Source organism: Mangrovibacterium marinum (assembly GCF_003046625.1).
Classification (GTDB): Bacteria; Bacteroidota; Bacteroidia; order Bacteroidales; family Prolixibacteraceae; genus Mangrovibacterium; species Mangrovibacterium marinum.
Window position 1 is genome coordinate 56,696 of sequence record NZ_QAAD01000009.1, and the last position, 25,883, is coordinate 82,578.

Consider the following 25,883-nt stretch of genomic DNA (forward strand, 5'->3'; position numbering starts at 1 on the left):
AAATCCAACTATTCGCCTGGCAGCAGGCTTTGGCTTGTCGTCAAATTAAATGTAATTTTGTGGCCGATTTAGTTGAAAATATGGAGAGAAGAGATATCGAAATTATGGCTCCGGTTGGCTCGTACGAGTCGCTGGCAGCAGCTATTCAGGCCGGCGCGGGCTCGGTTTACTTCGGCGTTGAAGGGCTGAATATGCGTTCACGTTCATCCAATAATTTTAGCTTGGATGACCTGCGTACCATTGCCGACAAGGCGCATAGCCATGGGGTGAAAAGCTACCTGACGGTGAATACCATCATTTTTGATCATGAGCTGGAAAAATTGCACGAGGTGATTAATGCGGCCAAGGAAGCCGGAATCTCTGCCATTATTGCCAGCGATATTGCAGCGATCAGCTATGCCCGTTCAATTGGAGTTGAAGTGCATATTTCGACCCAGGTGAACATTACCAATATTGAGGCAGTGAAGTTTTATGCTCAATTTGCCGATGTGGTGGTGTTAGCGCGCGAAATGGACATGGAGAAGGTAAAAGCCATCAGTGATCAGATTCGCGAACAAAATATTCGTGGTCCCAAAGGTGAGCTGGTGCAGATTGAGATGTTTGTACATGGCGCGCTGTGTATGGCCGTGTCGGGCAAATGTTACCTCAGCCTGCACGAGATGAACAGCTCGGCAAACCGGGGCAGCTGCATGCAAACATGCCGGCGTTCGTACACCGTAACCGACAACGACACCGGCGCAGAGCTGGAGATTGACAATGAATACATCATGTCGCCGAAGGATTTGAAGACCATTCATTTTCTGAATAAGCTTTTGGATGCCGGGGTTTCGGTGTTAAAGGTTGAAGGTCGTGCCCGGGCCCCGGAATATGTAAAAACAGTGGTGGAGTGCTACCACGAAGCTGTGGATGCTTATTTCGATGATGACTTCACCGACGAGCGGATTGCCGATTGGGATACCCGTTTAAAGACGGTATTCAATCGTGGTTTCTGGGATGGTTATTACCAGGGGCAACGCCTGGGCGAGTGGAGCAAGAACTACGGCTCGTTGGCTACCGAACGCAAGATTTACATTGGTCGTGGAATGAATTATTTCCCCAATATTGGTGTGGCCGAATTTAAGTTGGAAGCCGGGAGCCTGAAGGTGGGCGATAAGATTCTGGTAACCGGCCCCAGTACCGGCGTTATTGAGTCGGTGGTTGAGGAAATCCGTGTTGATTTGAAACCGGTTGAGGAAACCCACAAGGGCGAACTTTTCTCGGTGAAGCTACCCCAAAAGGTGCGGCGTTCCGACAAGTTATACAAGATTGTGCCGGCCAGCGAGGTCAAACAAAGGCGGTAGTTGGCGACGCTTAAATACCGCTGCTCCCAAAGAGCTTCTTTCACTTTAATTCTGCGTAATTTTTAAGTTAAGGAAGCTCTTTCGTTTTATAATCTTTTTAAACTTCCTATTTTTGAATAAAAGCCTTTCGATATGCGTAAGTTTCTTATTCCCTTGCTTCTTGTCTTATTTGTTATTTTGGGGTTCGCCTGGTATTTTATGGCGCGGCAATCAACCGCTTACAACGAAAATTCGGCCTACCAGGCAATCCCTGTTCGTACACCGCTGATTGTTGAGGTTCCCGAGTTGCGTTCGTTGCTCGAGGAAATACGGAGCAATGATCCGGTGATTGAAGCCTTGCGCACAGCCACCTTCTTAAAGTCGTTTTGGAAGGATGTTGATGCCATTGAGAATTTGATGGCCGAAGATGAAAATTTGCGTCAGGCCATCCAGTCAAAATCGGTTGTGGTGGCTTTCAATCCCGAAGGGAAGGACGAAATTGAGGCCTTGTTTGCCCTGAGCTTAAACAACCGGGGCGAGCGCGAAAAGCTGATTGCCTATCTTAAGCAATTGCAACAGGAGGGCAAGCTGAAGTTGAGTCAGCGCGAATATGATGGGAACGAGGTTTTTCAACTGAAAAGCGGTAGTCAGAGCTTTGCCTTTGCCGAGGTGAAGGGGATTTTCCTGTTTAGCCGGAATGTCATTTTTGTCGAAGAAGGCATTCGTCAGGTGCGCACCGACAATCTGTATAACCAAGCCCAGTTTAAGCAGCTTTATAGCACCGTTAATCGTGGTTCGTCCTGCAATGTATTTGTCAACCATAAGAAACTGTCCATCTTGCTTGAGAAGCTTGTCGCGTCCGATTTTCGAAAGCTTATCCGGCAGTTTGCCAACTTTTCCGATTGGAGTGAGCTGGACGTCGATATGAAAGATTCGAAATTTTGGTTTAATGGCTTCAGTGCGGCGGGCAAAACCTTCGATAATTACCTGAATGTGTTGAAAAATCAAACAGGGCAGCGTTTTCGGATGGATCGCGTGTTGTCAGGCAATACCAGCATGTTCGTTAACTTCAACCTGGACGACTTCAACCAGTTTCAGGACGACTATGTGGCATTTTTGAAGAAGCAGGGAGGAAGTGATTTCTACAACCGCGAAACAGCGTTGACTCATGCCGAAAAAGGAGGGCGAAAGGCACTTATTCCGCTTTTTGAAGAAATAGCGGATAACGATTTTGCCATGGCCTACGGATCGGTTTTGCAAAACGACCCAACGTTGAATCGCTTCTTTATTGCCAAGGTGAAAAGCCAGTCGGCTGCCAAGGAGTTGTTGCTTCCGGTTCTGGAGAACTTTGCCAAGTCGGCGAAAAAGACCTTAGCCGATACGGAGAGTAAATACCAACTGCAGAAAGATGTTGTTTATTCAATTTACCAGTTTCCCGTTCCGGAGCTGGCACGTTTGCTCTTTGGGAACGTATTTTCGGGTGTGGCCTGTAATTACCTTTGTTTTTACGACAACTACCTTGTTTTTGCCGATAGCGAGCCTGCGCTGAAGAATTATATCCACGACCTGGTGTTGTCGGCAACGCTTGAGAAGGATATCCATTTTCAAAAATTTCAGGAAGAGATGGCCTCACGTTCCAGTGTCTACTTCTACCTAAACTGCTCGAAAGCTTTCAACCTGGGCACTTACTATTTGAATGAGGAGGCCTTTGCATCGGTGAAAGCCCACGAAGATCTGTTCCGGAAATTTTATGCCTTGGGATGGCAAATTTCAACCAACTCGGGGTCCTTGCTCAATAACCTGTACTTGCGTTTCGATCCGGTGATGAAGGTTGATCCGCAAACCGTTTGGCAAAGCAAGCTGGATACCACCATCTGGATTAAACCGCAGATTGTGACCAATCACTACGATCGCCAAAACAAAGAAGTGATGGTGCAGGATAATGCCAACAACCTTTATCTGATAAACAAAGAGGGTGTGCGTCTGTGGAAGGTGAAGCTCTCGGATAAGATTTTGGGCGATGTCTATCAGGTGGATTATTACCGAAACGGGAAGCTTCAATACCTGTTCAATACGAAAGACAAGCTGTATTTACTCGATCGTAACGGAAATCATCTGGCTCGCTTTCCGGTGAATTTCCGCTCGCCCGCAACCAATGGCGTGGCCTTGTTCGACTACGATAGCAATCGCGATTATCGCTTTTTTGTGGCTTGCGAGAACAAAGAAATTTATTGCTACGACCGCGATGGTCGTATCGTTAACGGCTGGAAGTCGGGAAAAACAGATGGATTGGTTACCAACCAGATTCAACATTTCCGGATCGATGGTAAAGACTATATCGCTTGTGCCGACCAGTATAAAACCTATATTTTCGATCGTCAGGGAAACATCCGGGTGAAAACAACCGATCATTTCGAGCACTCGGGCAATCAGCTTTACCTGGTTAAAGCAGGATCGTTTGCACTGGCAACAACCGATGTGAAAGGGCTGGTGCATTTGCAATATTTCAATGGTCAGGCTAAAACCCTTGATCTGGGCAGTTTCAACAAAAGTCACTTCTTTGTGGCCGACGACCTGAATAATGACGGTCAATCGGATTTCGTGATTGCAGACGGAAAGGAACTGACCTGTTACAGTGATAAAGGCAAGGAGTTGATGGAGTACGAGTTCTCCAGTACAATCAGTAATCGCCCGAACATTTACACATTTGCCAATGCCGATAAGAAAGTTGGTGTGGTGTGCTCGAACGAAAACCGGGTTTACCTGGTCAATATGAACGGGAAACTCTACAACGGCTTTCCGCTTCAGGGAAATACCGATTTCAGCATTGGTTACATGAGTCGGGCGAACGATTATTTCAACCTGCTGGTCGGAAACGAAGACAATAGCTTCTTCAACTATAAGGTGGAGTAAGGAAAAGCGAAGGATCAATCGATGGTGCTCCGTTGAAGAATACAAAAGGTTTCACTCGAAAAGTGAGACCTTTTCTGTGAAAGTTCCTTCTGCTTTTACCTTTGACCTAATGTACCCACCCTGGACCTCCCTCACGAGGGCTGGAAATTCCGACTTTGTCGGAATGGGAGGGTCAATCTAATTCAAAAGAATTCACTGTAATTCCAGTTGGCGATTCCCCGGAATTAGGAAGTTTTTTTCTGAAAGTCATACCACCCAAAGGAGCTAAGCCAAAATGTCGATCAAGGTTTTGAATAGATGTGGTACGACAACCCGACAACTTTTGAAAACAACGACAACAGCATCTCCGGAATCAGGAAGTTTTTTTTGATACATAATTCCTATCAGTAGCGATAGGAGCGATCAGGAAAAGAAAAAGAGATAAAAGTATCTTATTTGGATTTATCGCGTAGACCCAAAAGTCTGACGTGCGGAACCGGCAGGTACCAAAACCCGGAATCATCAAAATTGAGGAGGATTTATTATGGGAAGGATGAAGGTTGTACGTCGTAGTGATGCGGGTTTTGATAGCACTTTTGTTGCCCGCTCTGAATCAGAAGAAGACCTGATGAACCAGGTCGCGAAGCATGCACAAGCAGTGCATGGTATGGAAATTAATGAAGAACTTGTGCCGAAAGTTAAGTCACTCATCCATGAAGAAGTGAATTAATTGTCTGTTTTATTCCCGCCCCGAAAAATAGCTAAAGGCTTTGGATTGCTCGAAGCAACAACACCTCGGGAGCAATCTTGACGCCTGTAATTTGTAATTTATTTCACCTCATGAACTCATCGTCCGGAAGTGCCGGATGGTGCTGATGTAGTTGTTATGCCAATTTTTCAACCTAAAATGAACGCAGAATGATAACCACTTTTATCAAGCATTCAGTTAAAGACTTTGCAAGTTGGAAAGCTGTTTACGATGATTTCACGCCTGTGGCCAAAGGCAAAGGAGTCGTCGAAGAACATGTCTTTCGCGATCCCGGCTCACCCGATCAGGTGATTGTGACGCACGCATTTAATACGATGAAAGATGCAACTGATTTTTTTAATTCCGGGGAGTTGAAGGAAGCGATGGAAAACGCAGGTGTTAGCAGTGCGCCTGAAATTTGGTTTGGTGAAGAGCTCAAACCAACAGGATATTAACCGATTGAAACCGTAAGTATGAAAGAAGCAAAATCAGAAACCGTTGCCGGTTTGAAGCAAAAAGTTCAAGGGCGGGTTGTAATGCCCGATGATCGCGAATATAACGAAGTACGTCAGATTTGGAATGCCATGATCGACAAGAAACCCGCAGTGATTGTACAATGTGCAAACGCAAAAGATGCGCAAATGGCGCTGCGTTATGCGAAAGAAAATGAATTGGACTTGTCGATTCGGGGGGCGGGACATAATATTGCCGGCAACTCGCTGTGTGATGGTGGTTTGGTCGTCGATTTTATTCGGATGAATAAAGTGCGTGTTGATGCCGGCAAGAAAAAGGCATACGTTGAACCCGGTGCGACTTTGGGCGATGTTGATAAAGCTTGCCAGGCTTCGGGATTGGCTCTTCCGGTTGGGATTAACTCCACCACCGGAATTGCCGGATTAACACTCGGTGGTGGATTTGGTTGGCTGTCGCGCAAGTACGGAATGACCATCGATAGCCTGACATCGGTAGATATGATTACGGCTGAGGGAGAGGCTGTACATGCCAGTTCGTCGGAGAACAGCGATTTATTTTGGGCGGTCCGCGGTGGCGGAGGAAACTTCGGGATTGTCACCCAGTTTGAATTTGATTTACACAATATTGGCACCGAGGTGTTTGCCGGGTTGTTGGTATTCCCTTATGCTCAGGCCAAACAGGTCTTAGCGCATTATCGCGATTATATTCTCTCCACACCGGTTGAGTTTAATGCGTGGGTAGTTATGCGTAAAGCACCGCCATTGCCTTTCCTTGCAGAGGATGTTCACGGGCAGGATGTTTTGGTCGCAGCGATTTGCTATTTCGGCGGAGCCGAAGAAGGCGAGAAGCTGGTGGCTCCGATGCGGACTTTTGGCGATCCGATGGGCGAACATATCGGGATGGCTCCCTACACGGCCTGGCAGCAGGCTTTTGATCCGCTCTTGACTCCCGGCTTCCGGAACTATTGGAAGTCGCATAACTTCACCGAGCTGCATGATGGTTTGTTTTCAGCGATGATCGATTACGCGGGCAAAATGCCTTCGCCGCATTGTGAAATATTTATTGGCGTGGTTGCGGGTAAAACGAATGAGGTTCCCGCAGATGCAACGGCCTTCAGTAGCCGCGATATGAAGTTTGTGATGAATGTACACGGACGCTGGGAAGCCGCAGCAGACGATGACAAATGTATTGGCTGGTCACGCGAGTTTTTCAAAGCTTCGGCTCCTTATGCCTCCGGAGGCGCCTATGTCAACTTTATGACCGAAGAAGAGGCAAGCCGGGTGAAAGCCGCTTACGGAGTGAACTACGAGCGGTTGGCCCAATTGAAGGCCAAATACGACCCGCTGAATACCTTCCGGATGAATCAGAATATTAAGCCCTGATGGGCATGGTTAAGTGAAGAGGGAACCAGGTGCCGGAACGTTCGTGATGTTCCGGCATTGTTTTGGTGTGTTGGGTGGTCTCCTGTGTTCTTTGGGGCAATTCAGGGACATTTTGTACGCTCCAGTGTTAATTTGCTGCTTCCTGTGCGAGTTTAGCTAATCCTGTGAGCAAAATGTCAGTCCTGTGCTCTTTTTCAGACTCCTGTGCGAAATAATTCGCTCCAGTGTAACTAAGAGTCAATAAGATCGCAAAGGAACGCCAAAAATCGCAAAGGGCGGGGAAATATTACACAGGACGGCGAAAAAGTGCACAGGGTGACCGAAAACAGCACAGGGAACAGTAGAATCGCATAGGGCTAAGGAAAACCAGACAGGGGCATTGGGCACCGCCAAAAAAGAAAATCCGCGTACTTCCCCGGTGCAGCGGATTCTATCCGCTGATTAGAATGCGGTTAGAAACCGCATCACCCAACAAAAAAAGCCACCCTCCGGCTATAAGCGGAAGATGGCTTTCTGTATTTTAACTCCCTCCCCTTGGGGAGGGCTGGGGAGGGGCTGTTACGCTTCGTGCGCAGCAATCAAAACCTCAAGGATTTTCTTACCGGCAGCAGCAACGCTGGTACCAGGTCCGAAGATGGCTACAACGCCTGCATCGTACAGGTATTTGTAGTCCTGAGCAGGAATTACACCACCGGCAATCACCATGATGTCTTCACGACCCAGTTTCTTCAGTTCTTCGATAACGGCAGGAACCAATGTTTTGTGACCTGCAGCCAACGAAGAAACACCCATGACGTGAACGTCGTTTTCAACCGCTTGTTTGGCAGCTTCTTCCGGAGTTTGGAACAAGGGTCCCATATCTACGTCGAAACCAAGGTCGGCATAACCGGTTGCTACTACTTTAGCACCGCGGTCGTGTCCGTCCTGACCCATTTTAGCGATCATGATACGAGGTTGACGGCCTTCCAATTCAGCGAATTTCTTCGCCAAATCCTGAGCTTCCTGGAAGGTAGCATCGTTTTTGCTTTCTGATGAATACACGCCTGAAATAGTTCTAATTACAGCTTTATAACGTCCGCAGACTTTTTCGCAGGCGTCAGAAATTTCACCTAATGAAGCACGTTTTTGTGCAGCTTTCACAGAGAGGTCAAGCAGGTTGCCTTCGCCGGTTTCGGCACATTTTGTAATGGCAGCCAATGCTTGTTGTACTTCTTCTTCGTTACGCTCAGCACGCAATTTTTTCAAGCGCTCGATCTGAGACAAACGAACAGCTGTGTTGTCGATTTCCAGGATGTCGATCGGATCTTCTTTTTCCAAACGGTATTTGTTAACACCCACAATGGTTTGAGCTCCACTATCGATACGTCCCTGAGTACGTGCAGCAGCTTCTTCAATACGCATTTTAGGTACACCTGTTTCGATCGCTTTAGCCATACCGCCAAGTTTTTCAACTTCTTCGATCAAGGCCCATGCTTTCGTGTAAAGATCTTTCGTCAACGCCTCAACATAGTATGAACCGGCCCATGGGTCTACGCCACGGCAGATTTCAGTTTCTTGTTGAATATATAGCTGTGTGTTACGTGCAATACGAGCAGAGAAGTCGGTTGGCAATGCAATCGCTTCATCCAACGCATTGGTGTGCAATGATTGGGTGTGACCCAAAGCCGCAGCCATCGCTTCAATTGCAGTACGACCAACATTGTTGAACGGATCTTGCTCTGTCAACGACCAACCTGACGTTTGCGAGTGCGTACGCAAAGCCATTGATTTTGGGTTTTTCGGGTTGAACTGTTTCACCAATTTCGCCCAGATCATGCGTGCAGCACGCATTTTGGCGATTTCCATGAAGTGGTTCATACCGATGGCCCAGAAGAATGACAAACGAGGCGCGAAAGCGTCGATGTCAATTCCGGCGTTGATACCTGTACGGATGTAATCCAAACCGTCGGCCAGGGTGTAAGCCATTTCAATGTCGGCTGTTGCACCGGCTTCCTGCATGTGGTAACCCGAGATTGAGATTGAGTTGAACTTCGGCATGTGCTGAGAAGTGAACTCGAAGATATCAGCGATAATTTTCATCGAGAATTCCGGTGGGTAGATGTAGGTGTTACGCACCATGAATTCTTTCAAAATATCGTTTTGGATGGTACCGGCCAACTGATCCAAGGTAGCGCCTTGCTCCAATGCAGTAACGATGTAGAACGCCATTACCGGCAATACACCACCGTTCATTGTCATCGAAACTGACATTTTATCCAATGGAATTTGGTCGAACAGGATTTTCATATCCAGGATTGAGTCGATTGCCACACCGGCTTTACCAACATCACCCACTACACGAGGGTGGTCTGAGTCGTAACCACGGTGAGTTGCCAAGTCGAAAGCTACAGAAAGACCTTTCTGACCGGCTGCCAGGTTACGGCGGTAGAATGCGTTTGACTCTTCAGCAGTTGAGAACCCGGCGTACTGACGGATTGTCCAGGGACGCAAAGGATACATGGCTGAATAAGGTCCGCGAAGGAATGGTGGCAAACCTGAAGCATAATTCAAATGCTCCATGCCTTCCAAATCTTCTTTGGTGTAAACCGGTTTCACAGGGATTTGCTCCGGTGTGATCCAGTCTTTTGAAATTTTGTGTTCAGCAGCCCACTCGCTCGCTTTTTTCTGCGCAGTGGCTGTTTTTATATTGATACTTTTAAAATCTGGTTTCATTGTTTTGTTTTTAAGATTATTAGACAATCAGATGTCAGATTTTCAGACTTAAAGAATGCTCTTAAACTTGACAATCATCTTAATCAATGATTTAATCATCAAACTAACTCTTTCGAAATCTTCAGTTTTCAAATATTCCAAATCGTTCGCCAAAATCGTTTGTGTTTCAAGTTCAAAAAGCGATCCGAGTGCGAAATCCAGGAACCGTTGAAATTCAACATCACTGGCTCTTCCTGTTTCTTCGGCAATATTCGAAGGGACGGAAACCGCAGCTCTTCTAATTTGTGATGTCAATCCATACATCTCTTCTTTCGGGAAACCAGCTGAAATCAGATAAATCTCTTTTACGAGTTTTCTCCCTTCCTGCCATATTTTTAATTCCTGATAGTTGTGCATGGTTTGAACGTCTGAAAATCCGAAAATCTAAATATCCGGCAATCTAGCCGATTCCTAACTTTGCATTGTATGCTTTCAAGTCTTCAAGCACATTGCTCTTCACGTGAATGAAGTTTTCAATGCCTTTAGCTTTTAAATCATCCATGCAAGCAGGAGCACCAGCTACAACGAAAATTCCTTCGCCTTTCATCGCGTCGAAAGCAGCAGGAGCCAACTCAGCATATTCATCATCAGAACTACAGATTACAACAATCTCGGCGCCTGCTTCTTTAGCAGCAGCCAAACCTTCTTCAACAGTTGCGAAACCGTTATTGTCTTTCACTTCATAACCGGCAACAGCAAAGAAGTTACAGGCGAATTGAGCACGAGCTTTACGGAAAGCCAGGTTGCCAATGGTTAACATGAAGGCCAACGGACGTTTGTTTGCTTTTGCAAATTTGTCGGTAGCAATACGCAGTTTTTCGAAAGCCTGAGCGCCACGGTAAGGTTTCAGGGTTTCAATTTCTGCATCTTCAGCAGTCAGATCAGTTGCTTCGAAAACGGAAGCATCCACATCTTCTTTTTCCAATTGCTCGGTGAAGTTCGGGAATTGGTTTGTTCCCAGGATGTTTTCGCGACGAGTAGCAACTTTCATATCGCGTTTCTGAGCCATCTCCTTAATTTCGGCTTGGATGAAACCTTCCTTAGCCGCAGCTACGAAACCGCCTTTATCCTGAATGGTCAGGAACAGTTTCCAGGCTTCGTCGGCGATTGAAGCAGTCAGCTCTTCAATATAGTATGAACCGGCACCCGGGTCAACGATCTTATCCAAGTGAGATTCTTCTTTCAACAACAACTGTTGGTTGCGGGCAATACGATCAGAGAACACGGTGGTGTCTTCGTAAATGGCGTTGAACGGAAGAACTGAAATTGAATCCACACCAGCTAAGGCAGCACTCATGGTTTCGGTTTGCGTACGCAGCATGTTTACGTAAGGATCGTAGAATGTTTTGTTCCAGGTTCCTGTTTCAGCATAAGCATTCATTTTGCAACTTGCATCGTCTTGCGGACCGTAAGCTTTTACGATTTGAGCCCACAACATACGACCTGCACGGAATTTTGCAATTTCCATGAAGTAGTTGGCGCTAACGCTGAAGTTGAATTTCATTTTCGTGGAAGCTTCGTTCACTGCAACTCCTGCTTCAGTTAATGCTGAAAGGTATTCAGCACCTTGAGCCAGGGCGAAAGCCAACTCTTGCACAGCTGATGCACCGGCAGCAGCAAAGTTTTTAGCATTAACAGCAACAACCCGGTATTGAGGTAATTGGGCTGTTTTTTCAATCAGGCCTTTGGCTTGTTCTACCGAACCGTCGAAGCCGTTTTTCATGCGGCCGTAAACCAGGTAGTTTCCAAAGGGGTCGCAAGCCGCTGAAGCCACAACATTGGCCGGGTTCCACTTGCCAGCCAGCACATAGTCGGCAAAAGCTTCAGCAATTTTTGCGGTGTAGCACTTGGCAACAAAGTTTACTTCTACCGACTCTAAACAGATGTCATTCAACAACACTGCCATGTCGTCTTTGGTAACATTGATGCACTCATTAAACACAAAGCCCAACGAAGTCACACCTTTCATTAATACATCCAGTGCTTTCTTGTTGGCCTCTGCAAAGTCTTTTACAACGATGTTCTGACGAACATACCAGTCGTTGTCATTGGTCTTGTTTCCCCGAACAAACGGAAACTCACCGGGAAGCGTGTCCAGGTAGTTCAGATTTGTCAAGTCGTCCTGACGGTAATACGGTTGTACGGAAAAACCTTCGTTTGTCCTCCAGACCAGTTTGCGGTCGAAGTCAGCGCCTTTCAGGTCAGCAACAATTTTTGCTTTCCAATCTTCGCTACTGACAGGAGGAAATTCTTCAAAAAGTTTGTTATATTTTTCTGCCATAATGTAACTGTTAAGAAAATCAGTGGGCAAAATTAGTGGTTTTTAGGCATAGAATCCCATAGTCTGTCAAGTTTTTAACCACCTGCTAACAAAAGTCAGTGTTTGTTTTTCACGCATTTACATATCAACCTTCCTGTATGTTTTTGTTTGGGCCTGTTTATTTGCGATTGGGTTGCCAATCGATTGTAATTTAATTTGTTATATCGGTCAAAATAAGACAAAAAAGCCTTTTATTGTGACTCTTTAGATCGATTCTTAATATTAACCATTTGTTAAAATTGGCATTCGGAATCGCATTTTCAGGGGCAAACAGGGCATTTTGATGGGGCTTCGGAAGGCGTGTGTGTTCGGTTGTTGTCTGATTAATTGGTGGTTGCCTGCCGTTTGACTCTTGCGTAAGTTAATTGTTTGATAATCGGTTTGGGTTCGCTAATTTTATAAGCGCTTCAAAAAAAGACGGAACTTATGCCTCAGTTAGCACATTCTGTAATCTTTATGGTACTCTGCCTGGCGATCGTGGCCTGTGAGAAAATTGACGGGCCGGCTGCGGATGTCTATAAAACATGGGAGGTAACACGATTTGTTGCCATCGATGAAACGATGGACAATGATGACGCTAAGCCAATCTACTTTGCCTTATACGATGACGGACATTATATGGTGCAGCTCGGTGTAAATAGCTGTGGTGGCTCAATCCTGAATATTACCGATAATTACTTAATTCTGGCCATGCCTGCCTGTACGGAGATGTGTTGCGACAGTGAATTTGCTGTTCGGTTTGCCGAACTCATTCCGGCAATATCCATGTATCGGATGACCGGCGATCTGTTGCGTTTATACGTGAAAGACTGGGGTTTTATTGAATGTGTGAGGAGTGATGTTGAATGAACGGTGGGGGAGATCGGGCTGTTTTACAGGCGGCGGCTCGTAGGAAGTCAACTAATGTTTATCTTTGGTCATTCTGAAAACAAACACTATGCGTATTCATTTTATAGCGATTGGCGGTAGTGCCATGCACAATCTGGCAATTGCACTGCACAAAAAAGGTTTTGAAGTTAGCGGGAGCGATGATGAGATTTTTGAGCCTTCCAAAGGGCGTCTGGAGCAGTATGGTTTGCTGCCCGAGGACTATGGCTGGCATCCGGAGAAACTAAGTACGACCATCGATGCCGTTATTCTGGGCATGCACGCCCGGCCCGACAACCCCGAATTGTTGAAAGCGCAGCAGTTGGGTTTGAAGATCTATTCTTATCCGGAATATCTGTACGAACAGACCAAAGATAAACTGCGTGTGGTCGTTGGTGGCTCGCACGGCAAAACGTCGATAACCTCAATGATTATGCACGTGCTGAAATGTAATGGGGTGCAATTTGATTATATGGTTGGCGCTAAGCTGGACGGCTTCGATACGATGGTTTCGTTGAGTCACGAAAGCCGAATCGCAGTGTTCGAGGGCGACGAATATCTGTCATCGCCAATTGACCGGCGACCTAAATTTCATCTTTACCATCCCCATATTGCCTTATTGAGCGGCATTGCCTGGGATCACATCAATGTATTTCCGACTTTTGAAAACTATGTGGAACAGTTTCGCTTGTTTGCCGACTTAATTGAAAAAGATGGGAAACTGTTTTATTATGGCGGCGATCGCCATCTTTGTGATATCGCCGGTGATCTTCGCGCGGATATCCGTCCCCAGGCCTATCGGGAGCAGCCCTCCTGTGTTGAAGACGGCATTACTTATTTGACCTCGGGCAACGATAAATACCGGTTGCAGGTGTTTGGCGATCACAATCTGCAAAACATCGCCGGTGCCAAATTGGTTTGTAACGAGTTGGGAATCGGTGATGAAGCCTTTTTTTCGGCTATGGCCTTTTTTAAGGGGGCTGCGCGCCGCCTGGAAGTGTTGGCTGAAAATGGCGACAGTACCGTCTTCTACGATTTCGCCCACTCACCCTCCAAGCTGAAAGCAACCACCGAGGCGGTGAAGAAGCAATTTGGCGACAGAAAGCTGATCGCTGTAATGGAGCTGCATACCTTCAGTTCGTTGAAAAAAGAGTTTTTGCCGCAGTATGAAGGGTGTATGGCTGCGGCAGATGAGGCCTATGTTTACTTCAATCCACAGACCATTGTGCATAAGCAGTTGGAGCCGATCACTAAAGAACAGGTTGCCGAGGCTTTTGCATCCGGCGGGCTTCAGGTTTTTACCGATTCGGATGAACTGTTTGCCCGGCTTCAGTCCAAAGATTGGAGCGGTAAGAATTTACTGATCATGACCTCCGGTAATTTCTCCGGAAAGGATGTGAAAGAGCTTGCGGAATCGCTGTGCTCAAAATCTTAATTGATCGTGTTTGGGGAGGCGAGGGGGCGATGCGTCTCCAAATGTGTATGGTGCTGTTCAGTGATCCAAGCGGCTTGACTTGATTTGTTGCTGGGTAGATGCGAAAGCAAAAAATGAACGAAAAGAACGTTCCTGTTCCTGCAGAATCTTCAGTCATCGCTGTCTTACGAATAAGCATTTTCGCCAAACGAACGGATACGCCCTGTTGACTTGCCTTTATCGGTTCTTCAATAAAAAGGACGCCTTATATTATTGTGTTAACAGAAACACAAAAAAGAAAACGCTGCTCGAGGAGAATTCTACGGACAGCGTTTTTTGTTTCCTGATTTGCTTTATGAATAAGCATGTTGACTCGCGGAAACTTGTTCGGTTTTTTTCCTTACCTCCCATGGTACAACGTATTCAAAGCGGTTGCCGGTGCAGTGGATCCCCTGTTTCATTTTGCTGGGATGATAGCAATCTCCTATGGTGCGTGTATATTGCTGAAGTTGTATCTTATGGTGAGAAACCGGCTCAAATAATTTTTGTTTTTCTGTTCTCATGTCGTTCCTGCTTTTAGTGTTCGTTATCGCATGTTGTTGTAATGCCTCACTCCCTGTCACCTTGACGCATTCGTCTGAATTACTGAAAAGTTCCTTTTTTGCGCACCTAAGTTGATTGACGGCTCTCCATTAAAACATACGATTTTTCGGTTTTGAAGGTTTAGTGGAGCCAACGTGATTTTGTGCAGGCGAAACAGAAAATAACGCAGGTTGAGTAGGGGAAAAAAGAAAGAGCTACAATCGCCGATTGTAGCTCTTTAAAAATTCAGTGGAGAATGCCGGAACTGAACCGGCGACCTTTTGACTGCCAGTGGATCTTATATAATCTGGGTGGTCGGAATATCAGTTGATTATAGGCTGTATGAAGCGCGAATTCATGCATTCTATTGCATTTCTTCACTCCAGAAGGGCACTCCGGTAGTTTTTATTTTGGATGGGATTAAATGATGCCAACTATTGACATCATTTTCTCAATAATCAGTAATTTAGCTTAAGTAGTCGTGCATTTTAGGGATCCACCGCAATGTCAAAAATCAAACGTACATTCGAACTTTATTTGTACTATAAGGCTTACGATTTACTTAATTGTGATTTATTAAAGGGCTACACTGGAAAGATATGTGTTGTTTTTACATCTAAATAATAATTGAATGTTTTTAGTGATTTTGTTAGTGGTCATTTTATTGACCTTTTCAATGGTGTTTGTTAGTTGGCATCTGAAAGTACTGTGTGTATACTTACTTTTCTTGGTCTTAAAGAGGTTCTTGCCTACCCCTAATCGAAAAAATTACGGTTGGGTTGCTTTTGCTTTGTTCGTGGTGGCTTTTGCATATACGTATCCGCGTCGCATCTGCCATGCCGGTGATTATATTCAAAGTGTATATTTTAATACAGAATCCAGAAAAGTTGTCGTAACTCCGTTGATTCCGTATTTGTCGAACATTGTTGGCGAAGGAGAAGTGATGACAGTGGTTAGTTTGATTAGTAAAGTGTCGCAGAAAAATTCTTTTATTCAGAGTAACGCGTTTGAAGACGTTGTTAACTATTGCAATAAAACACCATTCCTTCAGAATGGTTTTCATCTGCCATATAGAAAGTTGGCCTGGAAGCGAACGCCTCCTCATAACGTACTATTTCAGCTTTTAAAGGGGAGCGGTTGGTATAAAAATATTGACCATTATTTTTTGCACATTCCGGAAGGCGCAAAAGACGACGCCGAGGTTGTCGTTTTTTGTCATGGCTATGCCGGTAGTTGGGTTTTGTACACCGAGCTGTTGGCGAAATATACGAATGCAATTGTTGTTGCGGTAGAAACCCCCGATTTCAATGGGGTTTTCAATAGGGTAGTAATGCAGAAAATCCTTAAAACGACGTTGCCACATGCATTCGAGAGAATGGGGCTAAAAAACAAGAAGACGCATTTGATTGGTCTTTCCAATGGAGGCTCCGCAGTCAATACCTCGGTGCAATATTTCCCGGATTCGTTTAAGACATTTACAATACTCTCAGCTAGTTTAAACAATACGCCGGCAACTGTAAAAAAAGTTAATGTAATTTACGGCGCAAAAGACAGAAGTGGAGGAGTAAATGGTTCGATACCTGCCAGCAAATATCGAAAGTACGTTATTCCTAATGAAAATCATTGTCTTTTAGTGAGTAACCCAGATTCACTCTTTAGCATTGTCAACGATATAGTTAAGAGAAACAAATAGCTGTATTAGCTAATAAATTGTACCTAACTGACAGATAAATTCGTTGTCAATTCAGATAAATTGAAGGATGATTACTTTCGTTAGTTTCCGCCCTTTTTCTCCTGGCTAATAACGTTTTCCAGGACGAAAACCAATCAGTCTCGGAAGTTCAGTCCAGCAGCTTTGCAGCAAGCCATCATGGAATAGATCACAGCCGTATTTTCGGCAGCGCTGTCGTTACCACAGAACAACCGGTTCTTCCGTCCCAAGGCAATGGGGCGTATGGCATTTTCTTGTCCATCCTGTATGCATCTGGTATGTATAAAATAAAAAAGCAGTCAGAAGTGAATTCTAACTGCCTTATTACCAGTGGAGAATGCCGGAATCGAACCGGCGACCTTTTGACTGCCAGTCAAACGCTCTAGCCAACTGAGCTAATCCCCCATTGCTTTGGTTGGGCAAATATAGTAATATTTTCAAAACCGCAAGAAAATGTTTGCTTTTTGGATTGATTTTTGTTTTCTGCCTTTCTGCCACCCCTCACAACCTAATTATTATAAAGCTATGAGAACAAAAAAATCCCCAAAAGTTGATTTGGAAAAGGGGCGATCCCTGTTTTTCTCAATCGGACTGGTTCTGGCACTTGGACTGGTTTTGGCCGCTTTTAATTACAAAACAGCCGTTGTAGCGATTCCTGAAAGAGGAACCGTAAATTGGGAGCCACCGGAGGAAATTATCATTCCCGTTACCCGCCCTGAAGATAAGAAGCCCGAAATCAAGCCAATTACGATCCACGAAATTGTTTTAAATCTGGAGGCCGGAGAACAAGAGCTCGACTTTTCGGATTATACCGATGAGATTGATCAGGGAGTTGGCATTGCGCTGAATCCGATATTGAGCGAGCGTTCGCCGGAGCCCGATGAGGTTGCGGTTGTTGATTTCGCCGAGCAGATGCCGCAGTTTCCCGGCGGCATGTCTTCCTTGCTTAGTTTTATTTCGAAAAGTGTCCGCTATCCGGCTCAAGCACGCGAGCTGGGAACTCAGGGGCGCGTTTTTGTACGTTTTGTTGTGAATACCGACGGTACCATAGCCGATGCTCATGTTGTCCGGTCGGTTGATTCGTTGTTGGATGCCGAGGCTCTTCGTGTTGTACGGCTGATGCCCCGCTGGAAACCAGGCTCTCAAAACGGGAGACCCGTAAGGGTGAATTTTACCATCCCCATTAACTTTGTATTGCAGTAAATTGAAACGAATTTGAAATAAACGACGGACGATTTTTTTTAGTTGGGGTGAATTTGCTTTTGTGGATAATTTTATATCTTTAACCCCTCAAAGAAAAAAAAGTTTCTGTCACAGAATAAACTTCTAAAACTGAATTATGGAATTGAAGAAATCACCGAAAGCTGATCTCGAGAACAAGAGAAATATCTTTGTTCAGATCGGTCTTGTGATCTCTCTTGGACTTACACTTCTTGCGTTTGAGTGGACGACTCGTGTTGAGCAAGCCTCTTCATTGGGTACTGTGGTGCAGCAAGAGGTCGAAGATGAGATCATACCGATCACGCGTCAAGAAGAAGTAAAACCACCGCCACCACCACCGCCACCAAAGGTTGTTGAGATGTTGAATATTGTGGATAACGATGTGGAGATCGAAGATGAACTGGAGATCGAAGACACAGAAGCGGACGATAACACCGTAATTGATGTTGCTCCTGTTATTCAACAAGAAGCGGAGGAAGAAGAAGAAAGTGAAGTGTTCTTTATTGTAGAGAACATGCCTGAGTTCCCCGGTGGCGAGTTGGCATTGCGTAAATTCATTGCCAATGCAATTAAATATCCTGTCATTGCTCAGGAAAACGGTATCCAGGGAAAAGTGTACGTGAACTTCGTAGTTGATAAAGATGGTTCGGTAACACAAGCGCGTATTGCACGTGGTGTTGACTCATCTTTGGATAAAGAAGCTCTTCGCGTTGTTAACAGTCTTCCCAAATGGAAGCCGGGAATGCAAAGGGGTAAGCCAGTAAGAGTTTCTTACACGGTGCCTATCAGTTTTGTATTACAGTAAGACGCATTATATTACAAAAATCCTGGTTTCGTGTTCGAGACCAGGTTTTTTTATGCCATAAATTGAAGTTGAATGATTGAAACCGCTCCGCAACAGGAAACAGCAGTTTTGGTTGGTTTGATCAACCAAAATCAGGACGAAAAACAAGCTCAAGAGTATTTGGATGAGCTTGAATTTCTGGCTGATACAGCAGGTGCTGTGGTGAAAAAGAAATTTTTTCAAAGGCTGGATGTTCCGCATCCCGCAACATTTGTTGGTTCCGGCAAATTAGAAGAAATCCAGAACTACATTAAAATACATGAAATAGATACAATCATCTTTGATGATGAATTGAGTCCGACTCAGTTGCGTAACATTGAACGAGAGCTAACTTGTAAGGTTTTAGACCGAACCAATCTGATCTTGGATATTTTCGCGAAACGGGCTCAAACAGCCCATGCCAAAACGCAGGTTGAGCTGGCGCAGTATCAATATATGTTGCCACGTCTGACACGAATGTGGACTCACCTGGAGCGTCAGCGAGGTGGTATTGGTATGCGTGGTCCGGGTGAAACACAGATTGAGACTGACCGCCGGATTATTTTAGATAAAATTGCCCGCCTGAAAGAGCAGCTCGTTAAAATTGATAAGCAAAAAGCAACGCAGCGCAAAAACCGGGGGAAAATGGTGCGGGTAGCCTTGGTCGGTTATACCAATGTCGGGAAATCAACCATTATGAACATGATGGCCAAATCCGAGGTGTTCGCCGAAAATAAATTATTCGCCACATTGGATACAACCGTACGGAAAGTGGTCATTGGAAATATCCCTTTTCTGCTTTCGGATACCGTTGGGTTCATTCGAAAATTACCTCATGGCCTGGTTGAGTCGTTTAAATCGACGCTCGACGAGGTGCGCGAAGCAGATCTGTTGGTGCATGTGGTCGATATTTCGCATCCGGGTTTTGAGGAACAAATCGACACGGTTAATGAAACCTTGAGTGAAATCGATACCCGCGAGAAGCCGACGATTTACGTGTTCAATAAAATTGACGCTTATAATTACGTGGCCAAGGATGAAGCCGACCTGAGCCCGAAGACCAACCAGAACTATTCGTTGGAAGACTGGAAAAACAGTTGGATGGGGAAGAAGAATACGCCTTCGTTATTTATCTCGGCGGTTAAGAAGCAGAATGTCGACGATTTTAAGAAGAAACTCTACGAGGAAGTTCATAAAATCCATATTACGCGTTTTCCTTATAACGACTTTTTGTATGACCCGGAATGGATTGTTGATCCACAGAATAAGGACGAAGAAGAATAGATCACGATTGGACGCAAATTAGCAGATATGAAAAAAGCGATGGAAAACTCCATCGCTTTTTTTATGTCGTTCTGTATTAAGTTCGAAGCTTAAAAACAGTGCCGACCCGGAATTACTGGGCTGTTTCTTCGCCTTCGGCAGAAGCTTCAGCTTCCGGAGCTTCTTCTGTTGTTTCTTCAGCAGCGGCAACAGCGGCTTCTGCTTCAGCAGCCAACTCAGCGTTTTTCTTAGCAATAGCTTCGGCTCTGTCGGCGTTAACTTTTGCTTCAGCTTCTAAGCGAGCTGTTTTCGAATCGCTGGCTTCTTGAGACAAGCGGTCTTTTTTAGACTGGACTTTTGCTTCTTTTTCAGCAGCCCATGCTTGGAAGCGTTTTTCAGCTTCTTCTTCAGAGAAAGCACCTTTGGCAACTCCACCTTGCAAGTGTTTCATGTATAAAACACCTTTGTAAGAAAGAATAGCTCTTACAGTGTCAGTTGGTTGAGCACCTTTGTTAAGCCAGTTTAAAGCTTTATCAAAATCAAGATCGATCGTAGCAGGATTAGTATTCGGATTATAAGATCCAATCCTTTCAATGAAACGACCATCTCGTGGTGCCCTGCTATCAGCTATCACAATGTGATAGTAAGCTAAACGTTTGCGACCATGTCGCTGCAATCTGATTTTTGCTGGCATTGAATTTAAATTTAATTGATAAACAATTCGTTAAAATGTGGCGCAAAGATAATCTTTTATTTTAGATCGGGAAAAGTCTTTCTGTTTTTTATGCAACTCGATAAAAATGACGTAATTTGAAATTTCTTCTTCTCACCGGGAGGGTTTTGTGGTTCCTGGTTGGATTAGAAAAAACAGGTGTGAAATTTGCAGGCAAGGCGGGACCCGGGACGCAACGATATGGCCTGGCGCAGATCTGTAAAATGAGTTAGATAAAATTAAATAGAAAGAGATGAATAAAGTATCGATCGTATGTGGAATTTTGGCCATGATTCCGGCTTTGTTTTCATGCCAGAGTGAAGAGGTGTTGCCAATTGTGAATAGCGATGCCTTGATCTTGAGTCAGAAAATTGATGGGGTCACAAAATATGGCTTGGCATTTCATACTTATGCCAATGTAGCAATGGCCGGTGTTAATGCCAGGAGCGAGTCGGGAGAGGTCTATAAATTATATTCCTACAACGATTACGTGCTGGAGTTTTACACCGAAATGGATGAAGCCGATTTTACAACCAGTTTGCCCGAAACTGGAGTTTATACCTTTTCCGTTACGCGCACGAATGGCGAAGAACTAACCGTTGCCGATGAGCTGACAGGCATAACCATCGAGCCGGTGGAGTTGACAACTTGTGAGTACGAAGCCGATAATAACCGAATTCATTTGGTTTGGGATTCGAGCGACCAGGAAGATTATTCGGTTGTGGTTTTGCGCAATTCGGAAGGAACAAGGGTTTATTATTCCAGCTCGCTTGGATCATCGGTTGTATCTGCGAACATTAGCTCGAGTGGCTGGATTGGCGATTACGAACCAGTTTTTGGCGAAAGCTATACCGTTGAGTTGGGTTTGTATGCCAAGGAGGACGGAGAGGATCAATTTCTGGAAGCTAAAGCCATCACCCGGCAAACGGTTGTTTGGGGCGAATAAGCAATTCAATAACACTGATATCGTAAGGCAGGTTGCGGTCGCAGCTTGCTTTTCTTCTTTCGAGGCAGAAGAAAAGACCGCGAAAATGCCCCGATGCTCTCTGTTTTCGAGCAGGATCTGAAAAGAGAAGCCGCAATATTCAGCCCCAATGGTTTCGCGCAGCTCTCCGAATTTTAGGCCTCCCCCGGTTTCGCGAATTGCCCCAGATCACCCCTGCTTTTGGCCAACTGCGCGAATCGCTCGGGCAATGTTGAATTATCTGCTTGTATTTCCTATTTTTGCAAACCATAAAAAACGAAAAGATATGATTTTAAAGGAGCAGCTAAAAGAGCTTGCTGAGCGCCGGGATGCGCTGAGGAGGCATCTTTGACTACGATGCAAAATTAATACAACTGCAGGAAGAAGAACTGAAGACGCAAGATCCTGATTTCTGGACCGACTCGAAAAAGGCCGAAGAGCAAATGAAAGCTATTCGCGGAATTAAAGTCTGGACCGAGGGATTTGAAGCTGTTGATAAGTCGTTGGAAGACTTAATGGTTCTGTATGAGTTTTTTGAAGCTGAGGAGGCTTCGGAAGACGAGGTCAATGATCAGTTTAACGAAACCTTGGAGCTTATTGAACAGCTGGAAGCCAAAAATATGCTTCGCAAAGAGGAAGATAAGCTTGGTGCGGTGTTGCGGATTAATGCCGGGGCCGGAGGTACTGAAGCCAATGACTGGGCCGATATGCTGATGCGTATGTATTTGCGCTATGGTGAAAAAGAAGGCTTTAAGGTGAAAGTGTCTGAATTTAATGCCGGCGACGAAGTAGGTGTGAAAAACTGCACCATCGAGTTTGAAGGTGATTATGCCTACGGCTATCTGAAAAGTGAAAACGGCGTCCATCGTCTGGTTCGTTTGTCGCCTTTTAATGCACAAAACAAGCGGATGACCTCGTTCACTTCCGTATTTGTTGCACCCTTGGTTGACGACTCGATCGAAATTGAGATTAATCCGGCGGATATTAGCTGGGATACGTTCCGCTCGGGAGGCGCTGGTGGTCAGAATGTGAATAAGGTTGAGACCGGCGTTCGGCTGCGTCACGCCCCCACCGGCATTATCATTGAAAACACCGAAAGTCGTTCGCAGCTTGGAAACAAGGAAAACGCCTTGCGATTGCTGAAATCTCAGTTGTACGAACTGGAGCTGCGTAAGCGACGCGAAACAGTCGACGCAATTGAGGCGGGGAAGAAGAAAATCGAATGGGGATCCCAAATCCGCTCTTACGTCCTTCAACCCTATAAATTGGTGAAAGATGTGAGAACCGGTCACGAAACAGGAAATGTTCAGTCGGTTCTCGATGGTGAAATCGATGGTTTTATCAAAGCATATCTAATGCAGTATGGCGATGCATAATCGAGCTGAAATTCGTTTGGCAACACTTGCCGATGCCGAGGCAATACTCGAGATTTACAAGCCATTTATAACGGATACTGTTGTTACTTTTGAAGAAATAGTGCCATCTGTTAGCGAGTTTCGCCAGCGGATGGCATTCGTTTTAAAGGAGTGCCCGTACTTGGTGTGTGTAGTCGATGGCCGCATTGTTGGCTATGCTTATGCGGCCGCTTATCGGTCGCGGGCTTCCTACCGATGGAATCGGGAAGTGACCGTTTATATTCATCCGGAAGGGCAGCGGAAAAATATCGGCACGGCCCTTTACTATGCGTTAATTGAAATTCTTAAAAAGCAAAACTTTGCGACCCTGCTGGCCGTGGTGACTTTGCCCAATGAGGGAAGCGCCCGATTGCACGAAAGGGTCGGGTTTAAACCATGTGCCGTGTTTAACCAGGTTGGTTATAAGAAGAAGCAATGGCATCGGGTAGGCTGGTGGGAGCTGGCTTTAATTCCGCCGGAACAGGCACCTGTTGAGCCAATTCTTTTTGAGAATTTTGATGAACCTTCCTTTTTGGCTGAACTTTTTCGAAAAGCGGCGGAGTTTGTAAAGATTTAGCTGGTTTTTCTTGAACAACTCAAAAAAATCTGTTTACTTGTAAAATTCGGCAGAGCCTCACTACTATGGGAAAAACAGATTCATATATTAATCGGGAAATTAGCTGGTTGTCTTTTAATGCCAGAGTTTTGCAGGAGGCAGAGGATCCGACTGTGCCGCTGTTTGAACGTCTGCGCTTTTTGGGGATTTTCTCGAATAACCTCGACGAATTTTTCCGTGTTCGGGTCGCCTCGGTTCGGCGGATGGTCGATTTAGGCGACGATGGCAGCATTCTGGGAAATTTTACGCCGGAAGAGCTGCATGAGGAAATCCATCGCGTTGTAATCAGTCATCAGAAAAAGTCGCAGGAGATATATCGCAAAATCATGGCCGAGATGGCTGATGAAAATATCTTCATTATCGATGAAACAAAGTTGACCAGCGAGCAGGGTATTTTTGTGAAACGCTATTTCAACGAAAAAGTGTTGCCTAACCTGGTGCCGATCATGCTGGCTGAGGATCACAAATTTCCTTATTTGCGCGACCGTTCGGTATATCTCGCTATTAAGCTTTATCGGGCTCTGAAACCCGGTAAGTTTGCCTACGCGCTGGTGCGTGTTCCCAGTATTACGCTAACCCGCTTTCTGGTGCTGCCGGCTCGCAATAATAAAAAATACATCATTCTGCTCGATGATATTATTCGCTATTGCATGCCCGACATATTCCCGTTGTTTAAGTACGACAGGTATGAAGCTTACACCATTAAGGTGACCCGCGATGCCGAGTTGAATATTGACGACGACATCTCGAAAAGTTTCATCGAGAAGATGGAGCTCAGCTTAAAACGGAGAAAAGTCGGAACGCCTGTTCGCTTGCTGTATGATAGTAATATTCCGGAAGACTTTTTGAGCTTTATTCTCAAAAAAATGAACCTCGATCCGGACAATACCGTTGCCGGAGGGCGTTATCACAACCATAAAGATTTTATGAACTTCCCGGAGGTGGGCAGCGTTCATCATTATTATAAGCGCTTAACTCCGGTGCGTCATCGCAATTTACCGCCGCACGACAGTATCCTGAAAAAGCTTCGTCAGGCCGATGTGATGTTACACTATCCCTACCAAAGTTTTAGTCACTTTCTGGATTTGCTGCGCGAAGCATCAATCGATCCCAAGGTGCACGAGATTGGTATTACCATTTATCGGGTGGCCGACAACTCGCGGGTTGTGAATGCCTTGCTGAATGCCATCCGCAATGGTAAGCGCGTAACGGTGGTTATTGAGCTGCAAGCCCGGTTCGATGAAGAGGCCAACATTTATTGGTCGAACAAGCTGCAGGAGGAAGGTGCCCATGTTATTAATGGTGTGCCGGGTCTGAAAGTGCACTCCAAGCTGGCATGGATTCAGCGAAAAGAAGGTAATGGCTTGCGGAACTACGCTTACGTTGGTACAGGAAACTTCCACGAGGGCACTGCCCGGGTTTATGGCGACGATGGCTTGTTGACAGCCGACCCACGCATCGCCGACGAAGTGGCCCGCTTGTTTGGATTTTTTAAGCATAACTACCGGAACGATCAGTACAAACATTTGATCGTGAGCCCGTTTAGTATGCGGAATTTCTTTGTCAGTATGATTGACAAAGAGATTGAAATTGCCAAATCGGGCAAGAAGGCATATATGATCCTGAAGATGAATAGCTTGATTGACCCGGGGATGATCGATAAAATCGCTGAGGCAGCAAGGGCTGGCGTGAAGGTGCAGCTGATTGTGCGGGGAATCTTCGGACTGAAAACCGAGGAAGAGGGGGTGCGCGAAAACCTGGAAGCCATTAGCATTGTTGATAAGTACCTGGAACATTCCCGGATATTCTTGTTTGGGAACGATGGCGAAGAGAAGATGTTTATCTCTTCGGCCGACTGGATGCCCCGAAATCTGAACCGCCGCATTGAGGTGGCCTGTCCGATTTATGACCTGGATATTCAGGATGAGCTGAAGCAAATGCTGATCCTTCAGTTGAAGGATAATGCCAAGTCGCGCATTTTGGACAATGCTTTATCGAATCGGTACAACCACAAAACGATTGGTGGCAGGTATCGTTCCCAGGAAGATTTCTATCAATATATTAAAGATAAACATCAGGTAATTATGAAAATATATCACAACCCACGCTGCTCAAAAAGTCGTGCCGGACTTCAGTTTCTGGAGGAAAACGGTTATCCGGTGGACATTGTAAACTACCTGAAAGATGGTATCTCCGAAGAGGAAATACGAAACATCATCCAGCTAACCGGGATGTCTGCTTTCGATTTGGTGCGCACGCAGGAAGAACTGTACCGGACGGAGTTCCGCGACAAGCCCATGAGCGAAGATGACTGGGTGAAAGCACTTTCGGCGAATCCTAAACTGCTTAAACGTCCGATCGTGTTGAATGGGACCAAAGCTGTTCTGGCGCAACCCGCCGAGTTGATTGATAAAATTCTGTAACATTGAT

20 protein-coding genes, 1 tRNA gene and 1 pseudogene are annotated in these 25,883 nt (G+C 45.5%); 15 read left to right on the forward strand and 7 right to left on the reverse strand.

Annotation, left to right across the window (positions count from 1 at the left end):
- Positions 1 to 80 precede the first annotated feature (80 nt).
- From C8N47_RS10210 to C8N47_RS10230, 5 genes are all read left to right on the forward strand, one after another.
- Positions 81 to 1,340 (forward strand): peptidase U32 family protein, encoded by a 1,260-nt coding sequence (locus C8N47_RS10210; RefSeq protein WP_107822458.1) that lies wholly within the window; start codon positions 81 to 83, stop codon positions 1,338 to 1,340.
- A gap of 132 nt (positions 1,341 to 1,472) precedes the next feature.
- Entirely contained in the window at positions 1,473 to 4,232 is a 2,760-nt protein-coding gene (locus tag C8N47_RS10215) for a hypothetical protein (protein ID WP_107822459.1), read from the forward strand.
- A 523-nt stretch (positions 4,233 to 4,755) separates the two neighbouring features.
- On the forward strand, positions 4,756 to 4,941 hold the full coding sequence (locus C8N47_RS10220; RefSeq protein WP_211316102.1) for a DUF1059 domain-containing protein: 186 nt from the start codon (positions 4,756 to 4,758) through the stop codon (positions 4,939 to 4,941).
- A gap of 188 nt (positions 4,942 to 5,129) precedes the next feature.
- Entirely contained in the window at positions 5,130 to 5,414 is a 285-nt protein-coding gene (locus tag C8N47_RS10225) for a cyclase (protein ID WP_107822460.1), read from the forward strand.
- An 18-nt stretch (positions 5,415 to 5,432) separates the two neighbouring features.
- Positions 5,433 to 6,815 carry an FAD-binding oxidoreductase gene (locus tag C8N47_RS10230; RefSeq protein WP_107822461.1) on the forward strand — a complete coding sequence of 461 codons (1,383 nt, stop codon included), beginning with the start codon at positions 5,433 to 5,435 and terminating at the stop codon, positions 6,813 to 6,815.
- A 558-nt stretch (positions 6,816 to 7,373) separates the two neighbouring features.
- Here the strand turns inward: C8N47_RS10230 and scpA are convergent.
- From scpA to mutA, 3 genes are read right to left on the reverse strand one after another with little or no spacing between them, the layout of a single operon-like run.
- Positions 7,374 to 9,527: a methylmalonyl-CoA mutase gene (gene scpA / locus C8N47_RS10235; RefSeq protein WP_107822462.1), complete on the reverse strand. Its 2,154-nt coding sequence runs from the start codon at positions 9,525 to 9,527 to the stop codon at positions 7,374 to 7,376.
- Positions 9,528 to 9,575: 48 nt separating this feature from the next.
- Entirely contained in the window at positions 9,576 to 9,923 is a 348-nt protein-coding gene (locus C8N47_RS10240; RefSeq protein WP_107822463.1) for a four helix bundle protein, read from the reverse strand.
- A gap of 43 nt (positions 9,924 to 9,966) precedes the next feature.
- Positions 9,967 to 11,847 (reverse strand): methylmalonyl-CoA mutase small subunit, encoded by a 1,881-nt coding sequence (mutA, locus tag C8N47_RS10245; protein WP_107822464.1) that lies wholly within the window; start codon positions 11,845 to 11,847, stop codon positions 9,967 to 9,969.
- A gap of 465 nt (positions 11,848 to 12,312) precedes the next feature.
- Here mutA and C8N47_RS10250 point away from each other — a divergent pair, with 465 nt between their 5' ends.
- Together C8N47_RS10250 and C8N47_RS10255 are read left to right on the forward strand one after the other, a co-directional pair.
- On the forward strand, positions 12,313 to 12,735 hold the full coding sequence (locus C8N47_RS10250) for an META domain-containing protein (protein ID WP_107822465.1): 423 nt from the start codon (positions 12,313 to 12,315) through the stop codon (positions 12,733 to 12,735).
- Positions 12,736 to 12,823: 88 nt separating this feature from the next.
- Entirely contained in the window at positions 12,824 to 14,188 is a 1,365-nt protein-coding gene (locus tag C8N47_RS10255; protein ID WP_107822466.1) for a UDP-N-acetylmuramate--L-alanine ligase, read from the forward strand.
- A gap of 332 nt (positions 14,189 to 14,520) precedes the next feature.
- On the opposite strand, the gene C8N47_RS18675 is transcribed toward C8N47_RS10255, so the two are convergent.
- Positions 14,521 to 14,730 carry a hypothetical protein gene (locus tag C8N47_RS18675; protein WP_146161500.1) on the reverse strand — a complete coding sequence of 70 codons (210 nt, stop codon included), beginning with the start codon at positions 14,728 to 14,730 and terminating at the stop codon, positions 14,521 to 14,523.
- Positions 14,731 to 15,380: 650 nt separating this feature from the next.
- On the opposite strand from C8N47_RS18675, the gene C8N47_RS10260 reads away from it, so the two are divergent.
- Positions 15,381 to 16,442: a hypothetical protein gene (locus tag C8N47_RS10260; protein ID WP_107822467.1), complete on the forward strand. Its 1,062-nt coding sequence runs from the start codon at positions 15,381 to 15,383 to the stop codon at positions 16,440 to 16,442.
- Positions 16,443 to 16,582: 140 nt separating this feature from the next.
- On the opposite strand, the pseudogene C8N47_RS10265 reads toward C8N47_RS10260, so the two are convergent.
- Together C8N47_RS10265 and C8N47_RS10270 are read right to left on the reverse strand one after the other, a co-directional pair.
- Positions 16,583 to 16,714, reverse strand: a pseudogene (locus tag C8N47_RS10265) (IS66 family transposase); the annotation flags it as partial.
- Positions 16,715 to 16,791: 77 nt separating this feature from the next.
- A tRNA-Ala gene (locus C8N47_RS10270) sits at positions 16,792 to 16,865 on the reverse strand.
- Between the two features lie 120 nt (positions 16,866 to 16,985).
- On the opposite strand from C8N47_RS10270, the gene C8N47_RS10275 reads away from it, so the two are divergent.
- The 3 genes from C8N47_RS10275 to hflX all read left to right on the forward strand — a co-directional run bounded on the left by C8N47_RS10275 (position 16,986) and on the right by hflX (position 19,788).
- A complete protein-coding gene (locus C8N47_RS10275) occupies positions 16,986 to 17,663 on the forward strand; it encodes an energy transducer TonB (RefSeq protein ID WP_170111359.1) in 678 nt (225 codons plus the stop codon).
- 136 nt (positions 17,664 to 17,799) lie between these two features.
- Entirely contained in the window at positions 17,800 to 18,486 is a 687-nt protein-coding gene (locus C8N47_RS10280; RefSeq protein WP_107822470.1) for an energy transducer TonB, read from the forward strand.
- Between the two features lie 72 nt (positions 18,487 to 18,558).
- The gene (hflX, locus tag C8N47_RS10285; protein ID WP_107822471.1) at positions 18,559 to 19,788 is read left to right on the forward strand and encodes a GTPase HflX; all 1,230 of its coding nucleotides are present in this window, start codon (positions 18,559 to 18,561) and stop codon (positions 19,786 to 19,788) included.
- A 112-nt stretch (positions 19,789 to 19,900) separates the two neighbouring features.
- Here hflX and C8N47_RS10290 read toward each other — a convergent pair whose 3' ends face one another.
- The gene (locus C8N47_RS10290) at positions 19,901 to 20,461 is read right to left on the reverse strand and encodes a 30S ribosomal protein S16 (RefSeq protein ID WP_107822472.1); all 561 of its coding nucleotides are present in this window, start codon (positions 20,459 to 20,461) and stop codon (positions 19,901 to 19,903) included.
- Between the two features lie 271 nt (positions 20,462 to 20,732).
- On the opposite strand from C8N47_RS10290, the gene C8N47_RS10295 reads away from it, so the two are divergent.
- From C8N47_RS10295 to ppk1, 4 genes are all read left to right on the forward strand, one after another.
- Positions 20,733 to 21,425, forward strand: coding sequence for a hypothetical protein (locus tag C8N47_RS10295; RefSeq protein ID WP_107822473.1), 693 nt, complete (start codon positions 20,733 to 20,735; stop codon positions 21,423 to 21,425).
- A 304-nt stretch (positions 21,426 to 21,729) separates the two neighbouring features.
- Positions 21,730 to 22,819, forward strand: a protein-coding gene (prfB, locus tag C8N47_RS10300) for a peptide chain release factor 2 (RefSeq protein ID WP_146161501.1) whose coding sequence is annotated in 2 segments (ribosomal slippage) — positions 21,730 to 21,792 and positions 21,794 to 22,819 — 1,089 coding nt in all. Because the reading frame shifts where the segments join, the coding sequence is not laid out codon by codon here.
- A complete protein-coding gene (locus C8N47_RS10305) occupies positions 22,812 to 23,414 on the forward strand; it encodes a GNAT family N-acetyltransferase (RefSeq protein ID WP_170111360.1) in 603 nt (200 codons plus the stop codon). Before prfB ends, C8N47_RS10305 begins: the two co-directional genes overlap by 8 nt.
- Before the next feature lie 65 nt (positions 23,415 to 23,479).
- Positions 23,480 to 25,876 (forward strand): polyphosphate kinase 1, encoded by a 2,397-nt coding sequence (gene ppk1 / locus C8N47_RS10310; protein ID WP_107822476.1) that lies wholly within the window; start codon positions 23,480 to 23,482, stop codon positions 25,874 to 25,876.
- The last annotated feature ends 7 nt before the right edge of the window (positions 25,877 to 25,883 follow it).